Source organism: Variovorax sp. GW821-FHT09D07 (assembly GCF_059416345.1).
Window position 1 is genome coordinate 187,723 of record NZ_JBWKOY010000003.1, and the last position, 14,528, is coordinate 202,250.

At 67.8% G+C, this 14,528-nt stretch carries 12 protein-coding genes; 7 read left to right on the forward strand and 5 right to left on the reverse strand.

Annotation, left to right across the window (positions count from 1 at the left end; all coding sequences use genetic code 11):
• Positions 1-55: 55 nt before the first annotated feature.
• The 7 genes from AC07OX_RS12310 (at position 56) to AC07OX_RS12340 (ending at position 8,551) form a co-directional block, all read left to right on the forward strand.
• Entirely contained in the window at positions 56-880 is an 825-nt protein-coding gene (locus tag AC07OX_RS12310) for a hypothetical protein (RefSeq protein WP_495261416.1), read from the forward strand.
• Positions 881-905: 25 nt separating this feature from the next.
• Positions 906-3,914 (forward strand): type VI secretion system Vgr family protein, encoded by a 3,009-nt coding sequence (locus tag AC07OX_RS12315; protein WP_495261415.1) that lies wholly within the window; start codon positions 906-908, stop codon positions 3,912-3,914.
• Between the two features lie 8 nt (positions 3,915-3,922).
• Positions 3,923-4,840: a DUF4123 domain-containing protein gene (locus AC07OX_RS12320; protein ID WP_495261414.1), complete on the forward strand. Its 918-nt coding sequence runs from the start codon at positions 3,923-3,925 to the stop codon at positions 4,838-4,840.
• Complete coding sequence (locus AC07OX_RS12325) at positions 4,837-5,310, forward strand: DUF3304 domain-containing protein (protein ID WP_495261413.1); 474 nt, start codon at positions 4,837-4,839, stop codon at positions 5,308-5,310. The genes AC07OX_RS12320 and AC07OX_RS12325 overlap by 4 nt, the downstream gene beginning before the upstream one ends.
• A gap of 47 nt (positions 5,311-5,357) precedes the next feature.
• Complete coding sequence (locus tag AC07OX_RS12330) at positions 5,358-5,840, forward strand: DUF3304 domain-containing protein (RefSeq protein WP_495261412.1); 483 nt, start codon at positions 5,358-5,360, stop codon at positions 5,838-5,840.
• A 68-nt stretch (positions 5,841-5,908) separates the two neighbouring features.
• The gene (locus AC07OX_RS12335; RefSeq protein ID WP_159279246.1) at positions 5,909-6,394 is read left to right on the forward strand and encodes a DUF3304 domain-containing protein; all 486 of its coding nucleotides are present in this window, start codon (positions 5,909-5,911) and stop codon (positions 6,392-6,394) included.
• A gap of 45 nt (positions 6,395-6,439) precedes the next feature.
• Positions 6,440-8,551, forward strand: a complete 2,112-nt coding sequence (locus AC07OX_RS12340; RefSeq protein ID WP_495261411.1) for a T6SS phospholipase effector Tle1-like catalytic domain-containing protein — start codon at positions 6,440-6,442, stop codon at positions 8,549-8,551.
• 176 nt (positions 8,552-8,727) lie between these two features.
• Here the strand turns inward: AC07OX_RS12340 and AC07OX_RS12345 are convergent, their stop codons facing one another.
• Genes AC07OX_RS12345 through AC07OX_RS12365 form a run of 5 tightly spaced genes read right to left on the reverse strand, consistent with a single transcriptional unit; the run spans position 8,728 to position 14,525 of the window.
• The gene (locus AC07OX_RS12345) at positions 8,728-10,464 is read right to left on the reverse strand and encodes an acetyl/propionyl/methylcrotonyl-CoA carboxylase subunit alpha (RefSeq protein WP_495261410.1); all 1,737 of its coding nucleotides are present in this window, start codon (positions 10,462-10,464) and stop codon (positions 8,728-8,730) included.
• Positions 10,465-10,480: 16 nt separating this feature from the next.
• On the reverse strand, positions 10,481-12,067 hold the full coding sequence (locus AC07OX_RS12350) for a 5-oxoprolinase subunit B/C family protein (RefSeq protein ID WP_495261517.1): 1,587 nt from the start codon (positions 12,065-12,067) through the stop codon (positions 10,481-10,483).
• Positions 12,068-12,075: 8 nt separating this feature from the next.
• A complete protein-coding gene (locus AC07OX_RS12355; protein WP_495261409.1) occupies positions 12,076-12,846 on the reverse strand; it encodes a LamB/YcsF family protein in 771 nt (256 codons plus the stop codon).
• Positions 12,847-12,880: 34 nt separating this feature from the next.
• Entirely contained in the window at positions 12,881-13,558 is a 678-nt protein-coding gene (gene pcp / locus AC07OX_RS12360; RefSeq protein ID WP_495261408.1) for a pyroglutamyl-peptidase I, read from the reverse strand.
• 10 nt (positions 13,559-13,568) lie between these two features.
• Complete coding sequence (locus AC07OX_RS12365) at positions 13,569-14,525, reverse strand: DUF979 domain-containing protein (RefSeq protein WP_095747223.1); 957 nt, start codon at positions 14,523-14,525, stop codon at positions 13,569-13,571.
• Positions 14,526-14,528: the final 3 nt, after the last annotated feature.

A 14,528-nucleotide genomic window follows, 5' to 3' on the forward strand; every position in this document is an offset into this window, starting at 1 on the left:
CACATAAAGCCGAGGGGAGAAATCACATGCCCGCAGCCAGCCGGACCACCCATCCATGATGGGCGCGTCAGACGCCCACAAGGACCGACCGAGCCTGCTCGGTTCGAGCGCCCCCACCGCGGCCACATCGACCGCCGCACCCGGAGGTGAATCCACGCGGGTGCTCGCACAGTTCGGTGGCCGCGAGAGCGGCGCGCGCTCCTTCTTCGCACGGCCCGGTCTGTGGGCTTCGCTCGCGGTGCTGCTCGGTGTGGCGGGCGCCACGACCTACCACCTGCAATCGAAGCGCGCGGATGCGGCAGCCACGACCGTGGCGGCAGCAACGCCTGCGCCGGTTGCAGCGCCTGTCGCCAAGGAACCACCGAAGCCCGACGCGCCCGTTGCAGCCGCGGCACCGGAGCCCACGCCCGCACGCATCATCGAAGGCGACAGCACGCCGCCGCCGGCACCACAGCAGCAACAGCAACAACAGGCCTCCACGCCGTTCGCAGCCATCGGTGCGCAGCCCATGGCCGTGCCGCCGGCCGCGAAGCCTGCGCGCGTTGCAGCGGCAACCCCCGCGAAGAAGGCAGGCGCCGACAGCAAGGCCAGCGCCGCAGCCGCGAAGAAACCGGAGCGCATCGCGTCGGGCTCGAAGAAGCCCGTGCGCACGGCCGCGAACGGCAAGCCGGTCAAGACCGCCGCCAACACCAGCAAGGCAACGAAGCCCGCCGCGCGCACCGACCTCGCGCAGACGGCGGCACGGCCGAAGGGGCCCGATCCCGACACCGACCTGCTGACCGCGCTGCTCAAGCGCAGCAAGACTTCCGACCCCGCACCGTCGGCGCAGGCCACTGCCGCAACGGCGGACTGCAAGCCGGGCGCACCTTGCAAGCCTTGAGCATCCGAACCTGAGCGAATTCCCGATGCCTTCCGCTGACCGCAGCGCCCTGTGGGCCGAGCTGAGCCAGACGGCGCGGCTGTATCGACTCGAAGCGCCCAGCGCCGCTTCATCGTCTTCGTCCGCCGCGCGCGAGAGCATCGACGCCCTGCGCGTGGAAGGCTGGGTGCAGCGCGAGGCGGTGTCGCAGCTGTTCGAGCTGCGCATCGTGTGCCTGAGCCTGCGCGCGGACTTGGCACTTTCATCGCTGATTGATCAACCGCTGACGCTGGTCACCGTGCTGGCCGACGGCGCCATGGGCCGACGCACCGGCCTGATCCGCGCCGTCGAATCGCTGGGCGCCGATGGCGGCCTGGCCCGCTACCGCCTCACGCTCGTGCCCTGGCTCTGGCTGGCCACCCAGCAAGGGCGCAGCCAGGTCTTCCAGCAGCGCAGCGTGGCAGACATCATCGAACGCGTGCTCGCGCCGTATGCGGATGCGGGCAGCTGGGCCTTCTCTTCCGAAGTGAACAGCTTCCTGGCCGACGCCCCCGTTCGCACCTACTGCACCCAGTACCGAGAGAGCGACTACGACTTCTTCTCGCGCCTGCTGGCCGAAGAAGGCCTGGCCTGGCGCATCGAGGAAGACGCCCAGGCTCCGACGGGCCACAAGCTCGTCATCTTCTCGTCCAACGACACCCAGCCCGCCGATGCAGGCTCGCCCGTTCGCTTTCACCGCAAGAGTTCGCAGGAACGCAGCGACGCCGTGCAAGCGCTGGTGCGGCGCATGCGCCAGTCGGTGGCCCAGGTGCACCTGAGCGCCTGGAACGTCGACGGCAAGCGCCAACTCACAGGCAGCGCCCCGGCGCGTTTTCCCGTGGGCGGCAAGAACGCCCCGCGCCTGGAGTACGACGACGTGCTCGGCCTGAACGACCGCAGCCGCGGCTGGGACACGAACCGCACCGTCGAGCGCTATGCCGCCTTGATGATGGAAGCGGCCGAATGCCGCGCCGACCTGATGCTGGGCCACAGCACCGTGCGCACCTTGCGCGCGGGCACGCGCCTCGAGATCGACGACGCCCCCGCATTGGGCTTGCAGGCCAGGCCCGCACTGCTGCTGGACACCGTCGAACACGTGGGCATCAACAACCTGCCCAAGGACACGTCCGCATCGATTGAGGCGCAGCTGGGCGCGCTGACGGAACACCTCGTGTTCGACCAGCCCTGCGCTCCCGTGACGGCCGAAGCCGATGTGTTCGGGCTGGTGTCTGCAGCAGTGGCAACAAGCAACGCTAACAACCTCTACCCGCAGCCCCAGAGCCTGGCCACCGCCCAGGCCCAGGGCTACGCCAACAGCTTCTCCGGCGTGCACGCCCCACGCCCCTGGCGCCCGGCACTGGCCGCGGCCGATGGCGCACGCCTGCATGCCAGGCCCACGGCCAGCGGCGTGCACAGCGCCATCGTGGTCGGCCCCTCGGGCGAGACCTCGCCCAATGGCGCCGACGAGCTGTACTGCAACGACCGCGGCGACGTGCGCGTGCGCTTCCACTGGCAGAACGGATCGAGCGAGAACGGCAACAGCAATGGAGACAGCGCCCAGGACAACCGCAGCACCCGCTGGATCCGCGTGGCCCAGCGCCAGGCGGGCCCCGGCATGGGCTGGCAGTGGCTGCCACGCATCGGGCAGGAAGTGCTGGTCAAGTTCGTCGACCTCGATGTGGACCAGCCCGTCATCGTCGGCGCGCTGTACAACGGCCGTGGCGACGGCGGCATCGCCCCCACGCCCGGCGGCGCATCGCGCACCAGTGAGAACAGCGAACAGGGCAGCAACGACAACAACGACGTCTTCGCCCAGGCGAGCAATGCCTCGCCCAGCGCCCAGGCCAACCTCGCGGCAGGCCACGCCCCGCCCTGGCACGGCGCCAGCGCCGACGACAAGGGCCACCGCAATGCGGCCGCCCTGAGCGGCTTCAAGACCAAGGAGTTCGGCGGCGAGGGCTTCAGCCAGCTGGTGTTCGACGATTCGAACCAGCAGCTGCGCGTGCAGCTGCATGCGAGCACCGCCCACAGCCAGCTGAACCTGGGCCACCTCATCCACCAGGCCGACAACTTCCGCGGCAGCTTCCGAGGCCAGGGCCTGGAGCTGCGCACCGACGGCTATGCGGCGCTGCGAGGGGGCAAGGGCGTCTTGCTGAGCACGTACCACGGCGCAGGCGGCCAGAAGCTGGAGCCCGTGGGCGACTTCGCCGCCGGCATGGCGCTGCTCAAGCAGGTGCAGCAACTGGGCCAGGCGCTGAGCGATGCGGCCAAGACCCACGAGACCGTGCAGATGGCAGGGCACATCGGGGCCGGCAAGGCCAACGAATCGCAGCTCGACAAGGAACGCGCCCCGTACGCCGCGATGGAGCGCACCGCCAGCGGCATGGTGACGGCCGATGCGCTCGACACTGCCTACGCAGATGCGGCAGACAAGGCCATCGCCACCGGCGAAGGCAAGGTGCCGCACACGAGCGACGCCGTGATCGCGCTAGCCGCACGCGGCGGCCTGGCGATGGTGGCCGGCCAGCAGCTGCAGGTCGTCAGCGGCGAGACCGCCACGCTAGCCAGCGGCGGCGACATCAACCTGGCGCTGGCCGACGTGCTGCGCGTGCACAGCGGTCAGGCCATCGGCGTGCTGGCCGGGGCGCAGAAGGCCGATGCCGACACGGGCCTGTCGGTCATCGCGGGCAACGACGACCTGGACTTCCAGGCGCAGCACGACGAACTGCGCGTGCAGGCCAAAGAGGCCCTGAAGATCGCCAGCACCGACCAGACGGTGGAGTTCGCAGCCAAGAAGAAGATCCGCATCGCGACGGCGCAGGGCGCGTCGATCACGCTGCAGGATGGGGACATCACTTTCGAGTGTCCGGGGAAGATCACTTATCACTCGGTGCAGCGGAAGTTGGCCGGGCCGACAAGCTCGCCGTATGGGCTGCCGCTGTTCCCGCAGAGCATCTGCATCGAGTGCATGCTGAAGGCGGCACAAAGCGGAGCCCCCTTCTCCGCCTTGCAGTGAGCGTGGCGTTGGAATTCGCGACCGATCCGATCGACCCCCTCCACCTTGCCCATGCCGTGCAAGCGATGGTCGACGCCCAACCGTCATCCGTCGGCCTCTGGTTGCTGGTCGATGCGGCCTTGCTCGACCCGGCGCGCCTCGCATCGGTGCTGCGCCGCAACGAGTGGTCGCACGTCAATGCGCTGGCCAACACACCGTTGGAGGCCTATGGCGCAAGGGGACCGCAGCTGCTGGAGCTGCCACTGGACGACGAGGTGCGCACCGAGGGCTTGCGGCGCCTCGCCACGATCGACCCGGCGGCGCCCGCATTCAGCTGGATCGCCTCCAGCCACGCCGCTGCGGATTTGCAGGCCTGCTTCGGCTACCTTGCGCAGGCGCGGCACGACGGCTTGAAGCTGCACTGCCGCATGGGCGATGTGCGCGTGCTTCCGACGCTGCTTGCCACGCTGGCCGAGCCACAGGCACGGCGCGTGGCGCAGGCCATCTCGCAATGGCAGTGGTTCGATCGCAGCGGTGCCGTGGTCGGCAACTGGTTTGCAGCTTCTGGGAAGGACGGTGTGGCCGATGCCCGCGACCATCTCGAACTCGATGCATCGCAATTCGCGACGCTCCTGGATGCCTCGGAAGCCGACGGCATCTTTGCGCAGTTGCTCGAGACGGTGTCGCAGCTGGTGCCGCAGACCGACCGGGCGGCGTTTCATCAGCGGCTCCAGCGCGCGCTCGCGGTTGCCACGCGCCTGCACGTGGCAGGCAACCCCGACCGGCTGCAGTTCGTGGTGCTCTCGCTGACCTGCGGCGATGACTTTTATCAGCATCCCGATCTGTCGGCCACATGGAAGGCCGTCGCGCAAGGCACCAGCCTGTCGGGCCTGATGAAGGGCTGGAGCGACGAACTGTGGAAGGCGTTGGAGGGTAAGGCTTCATGAAGCGCTTTGCTCTCCTGGTTCTTTGCGTGCTGGTGCTGGTGGCTTGCAGCAGCAAGAAGTCGGCGGCTGAAAGCTACAGCGCCAGTCTCAGCCCCTACAACCACACAGAGGACTACATCCATCAGTTCTATGTGGACGGAGCGGGTGGCGGCAACTCGAGTCCGTACGGAGGCGGCGGCAGTTTCGTGTGCTGCATCTCTGCTCCAGCTCAATGGCGTCCCGGGCTCAGCGCGACGGTGAAATGGACGACATCGAGCGGAATTCCTGGCGACAAGCGCCCCGAAGCCATCACGCCCCGCTGGCACGAGAGGGTCGTTCCGATCGATCGATATGACGTGCCGGGTGGTCTGATGAACGTGCACTTCTTGCCGAACCACGAAGTGCGGCTGGTCGTCTCCAACATGAGGGCCGGCGCCAAGGGCTACCCTGGCCCCGCCTCTCCGGTGAAGCCGCCGGATTGGAAATGGTGAGCAACATGAGGCAAACAACCTATGCGCACCTTGAAAAGCCACGCGCCATGAAACGCACCGCGCTCCTGACGCTTTGCGCACTGGCAGTACTGCCGCTGGCAGCTTGCAGCAGCAAGAAGCCGGCAGCTGAAAGCTACAGCGCCAACCTCAGTGCCTACAACCACACAGAGGACTACATCCACGAGTTCTATGTGGATGGGGCAGGTGGCGGCAATTCGCGCCCCTACGGCGGTGGCGGCAGCTTTGTGTGCTGCATCTCCTATCCGGCTCAATGGCGTCCCGGACTCAGCGCAACGGTGGAGTGGACAACCTCGAGCGGGATTCCAGGCGATACGCGTCCCGACGCTATCAAGCCGCACTGGCACAAGAAGGTCGTCCCGATCGACAAATACGACATCCCAGGCAGCACGCTCAACGTGCACTTCCTGGCTGAGGGCGATGTTCGATTGGTCATCTCCAGCAAGGGCTCCGGCGCGAAGGGCTACCCCGGCCCCGACTACCCGGTGAAGCCGTCGAGCTGGAAGTGGTGACTCAAGGCGAGCAAGAATTTTCGGAAACCCGAGACACAACACGTGAACGCATTGAAAGGCCACACGTCATGAAACGCACGACCACCCTGACACTTTGCGCATTGGCACTGCTGGTGCTCCCGCTGGCTGCTTGCAGCAGCAAGGAGCGCACGTCAGAAAGCTACAGCGCCAACCTCAGCCCGTACAACCACACGGGCGACCACATCGAACCGTACGTCGATGGCATCTTCGCCGGGCACTCAAGCGCCTACGGTGGCGGCGGAAGCTTCGTCTGCTGCATCTCCTACCCCGCCAAATGGCGTCCGGGCCTCAGCGCGAAAGTGAGGTGGGCTACATCCAGCGGGATTCCCGGTGACAGGCGGCCGGAGGCGTATGTCCAGCAGTGGCACGAGAAAGTCGTCCCGATCGAAAAATATGACGTCCCGGGCAGCACGCTCAACATCCACTTCCTTTCCGGAGGTGAAGTTCGGCTGATCATTTCCAGCAAGGGGGCAGGGGCCAAGGACTACCCCGGCCCTGCGTACCCCGTGAAACCACCCAATTGGAAATGGTGAGCCAGGTCAGCCAAGAAACATCCCAAAGAACCCGGGGAGCGACACATGGACGAATTTCGCGAAGGCTGGTACGAGGTCAGCTTTGACGCCAACACCTACGACAAGCGCTGCTTCTACTTCAAGACCATCGAACTCTGTACAGCCGAGTGCATCCTCAAGGAAACAGGGCTGCAGATACTGGTGTGGTCGGACGGGGCAGGCAGGGCCGAAACATGGTCCTCGACCTATCGACCGCTACCCACAGCGCCCACAGGCGACTGGTGGGACAACGACCCGGGCGGCGCGAACTACCAGCCCGCACTGCCTGGCGACCACTCGCGCGCCGACCGGACACTGACCGCACGCGAACTGTGCCAACGCGCCGCCAGCGCCGACCCGAGCAAGGCCGATGCCCTGAGTTGCGCCAAAGAGATCCATGTGGGCCTGTTCTTCGACGGCACCAACAACAACCTGATTCGCGACACACGCGACCAAAGCCACACGAACGTGGTCAGTCTCTTCAACGCGCACAAGGACGACAAGGTCGAGAATTTTCGCTACTACATACCCGGCGTCGGCACGCACTTCCCCGAGATCGGCGAGGACAAGGAACTGGACAACGGCAAGCGTTTCGGCACCGGTGGTGAGGCACGCATCCATTGGGCCTTGATTCAGGTCTACAACGCATTGCATCGGGCGTATCACACGTCCGACCTCATCCAGCCGGACGAGATGAAGGAGCTCTGCACCGACCGGCTGAAGACCTGGTGGCGCTTGAGCGACAACAAGATGATCAGCATCTTCAGGGGCATTCAAGAGCGCCTGCTGAAAGCCATCAAGGACCAGCGGCCGCGGGTGACCAAGATGCATCTGTCGGTCTTCGGCTTTTCGCGTGGTGCAGCCGAAGCGCGCGCCTTTTGCCAGTGGATCCAGCTGGTCGCCGAGAACATGACGATCGGCGAAGCGACGCTGGAGCTTCATTTCCTGGGCATCTTCGACACCGTGGCGTCTGTCGGGCTGGCCGATTCATCGCCCGTTGGCGAAGGCTTTCAGGACTGGGCTGACGGCACCATGGACATCCACGGTGTCAAACAGACCGTTCACTATGTGGCGGCCCATGAAATACGCCAGTCGTTTCCGCTGTCTACGGCGCGCATCAGGGCCACGAGCTACCCGCCGAACACCAAGGAGTTCGTCTATCCGGGGGCCCACTCTGACCTGGGCGGAGGCTACCCGTCGAAGTCCCAGGGAAAAGGCGTAGGCGGACGTACCTCATTGCTCTCGCAGATTCCCTTGATGGATATGTATTTCGAGGCAGTTTCGGCAGGCGTGCGAGTCCGCCCATTGAACGAGATGGACGCGGTGATCGAGCGAGACTTCAAGGTCGACCCTGGGCTCGATAAAGCCTTCAGCGACTACGCAGCCTGGACCACGACGGAGGAAAAGCAGAACGTCGCCAACGGGGGCGAGCCCGTGCAAAACCGCATGCGTTATCACATGGAACTGTATTGGCGCTGGCGTGCGTCCAAGAGCGACGATGCCACCTTCAAGGCCATGGCGAGCTACAAGGCATCCAAAGAGCAAGACCAGCAAGATCTCTGGGAATCGGAACTCGACTGGCGTGAAGACATCAAGGCCGCCCAGGCGGCCAACCAGCCCCGACGGGTGTTCGTTCCCAGAGCGGGCGTCTACGTTGACCAGCCGCCCCGCGCCAACGAGGTGGAAAAGCGCCTGCTGCGCGCCGTCGCTGCCGCCAAGGATGTTCCGCAAACCGCCAACGACTTCTTCGACAAGTATGTCCACGACTCGCACGGTGGGTTCTGGATGCTCGGCCCCATCACGAAGGAGAACCGCGAGGACTTCGTGGCCGCCATCAAGCAGAAAAAAGCCACGCACGACCGGTTGCTGAAGGCGGCAGAAGAGGAGACCCTCCCCTCTCGGGCGACGAACCTGCGCAACTATGCCCGCGGCTATGAACTCAACAACTTCGAACGCCGCGTGATCGCACAGGATGCAAAAGAACCGGGAACACTGCCTCTGATGACGGATGCAGATGCGGAAGATCTGCGAGACAACGCAGGCACGATGGCGACGCTCGCATTGAAGCTCCTGGGCACCGCCAGCCGGCGCGAACCGCGCGGCCACGGCCGCTACCGGCGCGTGTTCGACAAGAGCTGAAGAAGCCCGCTGCAGGTTCTGTCATCACCTCGCAGAATCCGCAGCACGCTACCCACTCATCGACGCACGCGATACAAGCGCGCGTCTCGAGACCTACATGGCCGCCGTGACGTTCGCGCCTTGCATCGCTTCAGGACTCGTCGCCCTGTTCCTCAAGCCTTGACGGCCGCCCTCATTCACCCAATGCGCGCAATCGCCGTCCCAGCCGCCACATAGCCCCCCGCCGCCGCCGCGAACACGATGCGCCCAGCGCGGTGCGCAACCACCTGCATCTCCATCTTCATCGCCTCCATCACCGCGATCACCGCACCTTCGGCGACCTCGTCGCCGTCCTCGACTTTCCAGCCTTGCAAGGTGCCCGACACCGGCGCAGCCACAGCAGCGGCATCGGCGGCCGGCGCGTTCGCCACAACGCCAAGCGCAGCAACAGCACCACCACTCGCCGACGCCAACCCACGCAGCAACTCCGCAGGCAGTCCCAGCGACATGCGCCGCCCGTCGATCTCGATGGCCGTGCGGTGCAGCGACGCATCCGGCAACGGATCAGGCCGCATGCCTGCCGCTTCGTCGTTCGCAAAATCGGTCTCGATCCAGCGCGTGTGGACCTTGAAAGCGTCTTCCGACACGAAGTCGGAGTGCGCCATCACCGCGCGGTGAAACGGCAGCACCGTGGCCAGGCCTTCGATGCGGAATTCCTTGAGGGCGCGGCGTGCGCGTGCGATGGCCTGGGCGCGCGTGGCGCCGGTGACGATGAGCTTGGCCATCAGCGAGTCGAAGGTGCCGGGCACCTGCGAGCCGGCGTCCACGCCGGTGTCCACGCGCACGCCCGGGCCCGAGGGGGCGTCGAACACGTGGACAGGGCCGGGCGTCGGCAGGAAGCCGCGGCCCACGTCTTCGGCGTTGATGCGGAACTCGAAGGAATGGCCGCGCGGTGCGGGCGTTTCCTTGACGGACAGCGGCAGGCCTTCGGCGATGCGCAGCTGCTCGATGACGAGGTCGATGCCGGTGGTCTCCTCGGTCACGGGGTGCTCGACCTGCAGGCGCGTGTTGACCTCGAGGAAGGAAATCGCGCCGCTCGCGCTCAGCATGAACTCGACGGTGCCGGCGCCGGTGTAGCCGGCGGCCGCGCAGATGTCGCGCGCCGACTGGTGGATGCGCTCGCGCTGTGCGTCGCTCAGGAAGGGCGCGGGCGCTTCTTCGACCAGCTTCTGGTTGCGCCGCTGCAGCGAGCAGTCGCGCGTGCCGAGCACGACGACGTTGCCGTGCGTGTCGGCGAGCACCTGCGCCTCGACGTGGCGCGGGCGGTCGAGGAATTGCTCGACGTAGCACTCGCCGCGGCCGAAGGCGGTGATGGCTTCGCGCACGGCCGATTCGTAGAGGCCTTCGACCTCGTCGAGCCGCCACGCGACCTTGATGCCGCGCCCGCCGCCGCCGAAGGCCGCCTTGATGGCGATCGGCAGGCCGTGCTGTTCGGCAAAGGCGAGCACCTCGCCCGCGTTGCTGACCGGGTCGGCCGTGCCCGCGACGAGCGGTGCGCCGACCTTCAGGGCGAGCTTGCGGGCCTGCACCTTGTCGCCCAACGTGGCGATGGCCGAGGGCGAAGGGCCGATCCACGTCAGGCCGGCGTCGATCACGGCCTGCGCGAAGGCCGCGCTTTCGGAAAGGAAGCCGTAGCCAGGATGCACGGCATCGGCGCCGCTGCGCTTGGCGATGGCCAGCAGCTTGGGAATGTTCAGGTAGGTGTCGGCCGGGCGGTGGCCGTCCAGGCCGTAGGCCTCGTCGGCGCGGCGCACGTGCAGCGCATTCAGGTCGGGATCGGCGTAGACGGCGACCGACTGCACGCCGTGGTCGGCGCAGGCGCGTGCGATGCGCACGGCGATTTCGCCGCGGTTGGCAATCAGGACTTTTTTCATCGCAGGACTCTCGATCTCAAAGTTCGATGGGGCCGTAGCCGTCCATCGGTTGGAAGCGGACGCGGGCGTTCACGGGGATCTGCCCCGCACGGTCCAGGTGGTGGGTGGCGACCGACGCGATCACGGGGTAACCGCCGGTGAGCGGGTGGTCGGCCAGGAACAGCACGGGCTGGCCGCTGGGCGGCACCTGGATCGAACCGCGCGCCGTGCCCTCGCTGGGCAGCTCGGCGGTGTTGGCACGCACCAGCGGCTGCTCGCCGTTCAGGCGGATGCCGACGCGGTTCGATTGCGGCGTCACCACCCACGGCTGGCTGCACAGGCGCTCGACGGCGTCGGCGGTGAACCAGTCGGTGCGAGGGCCGAGCACGATGTCGAGCACGACCTCTTCCTGCACGGTGGGCAGGTCGTTCGGCGGCGCTTCGGTGGCGCCGACGACGGCGCCAATGGCAACGCTGCGCACGGGCAGCACATCGCCCACCACCACGGCCGGCGGGCCGATGCGGGCCAGCGTGTCGGTCGCGCAGCTGCCGAGCACGGGCGCCACGGCAAAGCCGCCGCGCACAGACAGATAGCTGCGGATGCCGGCGACGGGCTCGCCGAAGGTGACGGTGTCGCCATCGGCCAGCGCGACGGGCTGGTAGCGCGGTAGCGGCCATTGCGCGCCGTCGGCGCGGGTCAGCGTGAGCGGGCCGTCGGCGCCGGTGACGGCCATCACGGCGTCGCCGCGGCAGACGAACTGGAAGCCGCCGTAGGCCAGCTCGAGGCACGCGGCATCCGACGCATTGCCGACCAATCGATTCGCAGCTTGCAGCGAGCGCTGGTCCATCGCGCCGGAGGCGGACACGCCCTGCCGCGCCTGGCCATGTCGACCGCCGTCCTGCCACAGCGCTTGCAAGCCAGCGGCGCGGACCTCGAAGGCACTGCCGCCTTCAACGGCCGCAGGCGCGGGCGCCGCAACCACGGGCTCGGCCACAGGCAACGCCACCTTCAACGACGTGACATCGACAAAGCGCACCGCATCGCCCGGCTGCAGCAGCGCCGGCGTTTCGCGCAACAGGTCCCACATGGGCGTGTCGGTCACGCCGATGATCTGCCAACCGCCGGGGCTGGCCTGCGGGTACACGCCGCTGAAGCTGCCCGCGAGCCCGACGGCGCCTGCAGGGATGCGGGTGCGCGGCACCGCGCGACGCGGCACGTTCAGGCTCGGATGGCCGCCGCTCAGGTAGGCGAAGCCGGGCGCGAAGCCGGTGAAGGCGACGGTGTAGTCGCTGCCGGTGTGGCGGCGCACCAGCTCGTCGGGCGTGATGCCGAGCAGGCCGGCCACTTCGGCGATGTCTTCGCCGTCGTAGCGCACGGGAATCTCGATGCGCTTGTCGATGCGCGTCTCGCGGGCGTCGAGCGTTCGCTGGCGCACGGCGTGTGCCAGTGCGGCGGCCGACAGCACGGCGGGGCGGAAGGTGATGAGGATGGTGCGCGCGGCGGGCACCAGCTCGTCGATGCCGGCGAGGGGCTCCGCGCGCAGCGAGGCCAGCAGCGCGAGCGTCTGCGCCAGGTCGTCGAGCTCGACCAGCACGGCATTCAGGTTGACGCGAAGAAAGCGCATCGAGGTCGTCATGCGGTCGCTGCCTCGGCAAAGGGGCGGATCGTCACGCCGGCCTGCACGAGCCGCTCGCGCACGCGGCGCGCCATCTCGACCGCGCCGGGGCTGTCGCCGTGCACGCAGATCGAATCGGCGCGGATGCGCACCACGCTGCCGTCGATGGCGGTGACGGTGCCTTCGTTGGCCAGCCGCAGCATGCGCTCGGCCACGTCGTGCGCGTCGTGCAGCACGGCGCCGGGTTCGCGGCGCGACACCAGCGTGCCTTGCGGCGTGTAGGCGCGGTCGGCGAAGGCCTCGGCGACCACGCGCAGGCCCTGGGCCTCGGCCCAGCCCACGAGCGGCGAGCCCGCGAGCGCGACGAGCACGAGGCTGGCGTCGATCTCGCGCAGGGCGGCGATCACGTCGCGCGCCTGGCGCTCGTCGTGCGCGATGGTGTTGTACAGCGCGCCGTGCGGCTTCACGTAGCGCACCTCGGTGCCGGCCGCGGCGGCCAGGCCCTTCAGGGCGCCGATCTGGTAGATCACGTCGGCGCGCAGGTCGGCGCTGTCGACGTCCATGTTGCGGCGGCCGAAGCCGACGAGGTCGCGGTAGGCCACGTGGGCGCCCACGGCCACGCCGCGTTCCTTCGCCTGGCGCAGCGTGCGCAGGATGCCCGCGGGGTCGCCGGCGTGGAAGCCGCAGGCCACGTTGGCGCTGCTGACGATGTCGAGCATGGCGGCGTCGTCGCCCATGCGCCAGACGCCGAGGCTTTCGCCGAGGTCACTGTTCAAGTCGATGTTCATCGGGGTCTCCGGCGTGCACCGCACGCCTCAGGAATCAATGCAGCCGGCCGGCGGTTTCGCGCACGTCGTGGCGCACGGTGAGCGCGGTGCGGATCGCCACGCGGAAGGCCTCCACCTGTGCGGCCAGCGCCATGCTCGCCACGCCGGGCTTGGAGGCGGCCTGCTCGGGCAGGTAGGGCACGTGGACGAAGCCGCCGCGCGTGTGCGCCAGCGCCGGGCGCGTCGCGAGCCGGTGCATGAGCGCGTAGAAGATGTGGTTGCACACGAAGGTGCCGGCGCTGTTCGACACGGCCGCGGGCAGGCCCGCCGCGCGCATGTCGCGCACCATGGCCTTGATCGGCAGCGTCGAGAAATAGGCCGCCGGGCCGTCCCTGACCACGGGCAGGTCGATGGGCTGCTGGCCGGCGTTGTCGGGGATGCGCGCGTCGTCGATGTTCAGCGCGGCGCGCTCCATCGAGATCTCGGTGCGCCCGCCCGCCGCGCCGATGCACAGCACCAGCTGCAGGGGCGGGCCGACCAGCGCGGCGTCGAGCGCGTCGATGGCACGGCCGAACACGCAGGGCAGCTGCACCGCCTGCACCACGGCGCCTTCGCAGGTCCAGCCGTCGAGCGCGCGGGCGATCTCCCACGCGGGGTTGACCGGGTCGTTCTCGAAGGGCTCGAAGCCCGCGAGCAGCACGCGGCGTGCCTTGGCATCGGTGGCTGTGGTCATGCGCGGTGCCTCAGCGGAACATCAGGAAGTACAGCAGGAAGATGTTGACCACCAGCAGCGCGGCCGCGGTCGGTATCTGCACCTTGATCACCGCGTTCTTGTCGGGCAGCTCCAGCAGGGCCGCGGGCACGATGTTGAAGTTGGCCGCCATCGGCGTCATGAGCGTGCCGCAGTAGCCCGAGAACATGCCGATGGCCGCCATCACGGCCGGGTCGCCGTGGTACACGCCCACCAGCACCGGCACGCCGACGCCGCCCGTCATCACCGGGAAGGCCGCGAAGCCGTTGCCCATGATGATGGTGAACAGCGCCATGCCCAGCACGTACACGGCCACGGCGACGAAGCGGATGTCCATGTTGATGTAGCTGGTGGTGATGTGCGCCACCGCCTTGCCCACGCCGGCGTCGGAGAACACCAGGCCCAGCATGCCGAGCATCTGCGGCAGCACCACGGCCCAGCCGAGCGCGTCGGTCAGGCGGCGCGACTCGCGCATGCCCTGCACGGGCGTCTCGCGCGTCAGCCAGCAGGCCAGCGCCAGCGCCACCACGCAGCCGATGCCCAGGCTCACCAGCGTGGTGTTCTTGGGGTCGAGCAGCAGCGTGCCGCCGAGCTTGATGTGGCTCATGCCCACGGTGCCGATCACGGTGACCAGCGGGATCGCCAGCGCCGGAATGAACAGCTTGTTGCCCAGGCGCGTGGCGCTGGCCTGGTACTGCTCGGGCGTGGGCTCGCGGTGCTTGCCCGCGCCGACGCCGCGCAGGCCGGCAATGACGGCCATGCCGATCGCGCCGACGCCCACGAGCGCGGGCGGCAGCTTGTCGCCGACCAGGAAGACCAGCGCATAGATGCCCCAGAAGAGCGCGCTGGTGTAGCGCTTGGGGTGCTGGCGGTCGGCCAGCGTCATCACGGCCGTGACGGCGAGGATGAAGCCGACCAGGAGGTACAGGTGCTGGATCGAGAGGATCATGAT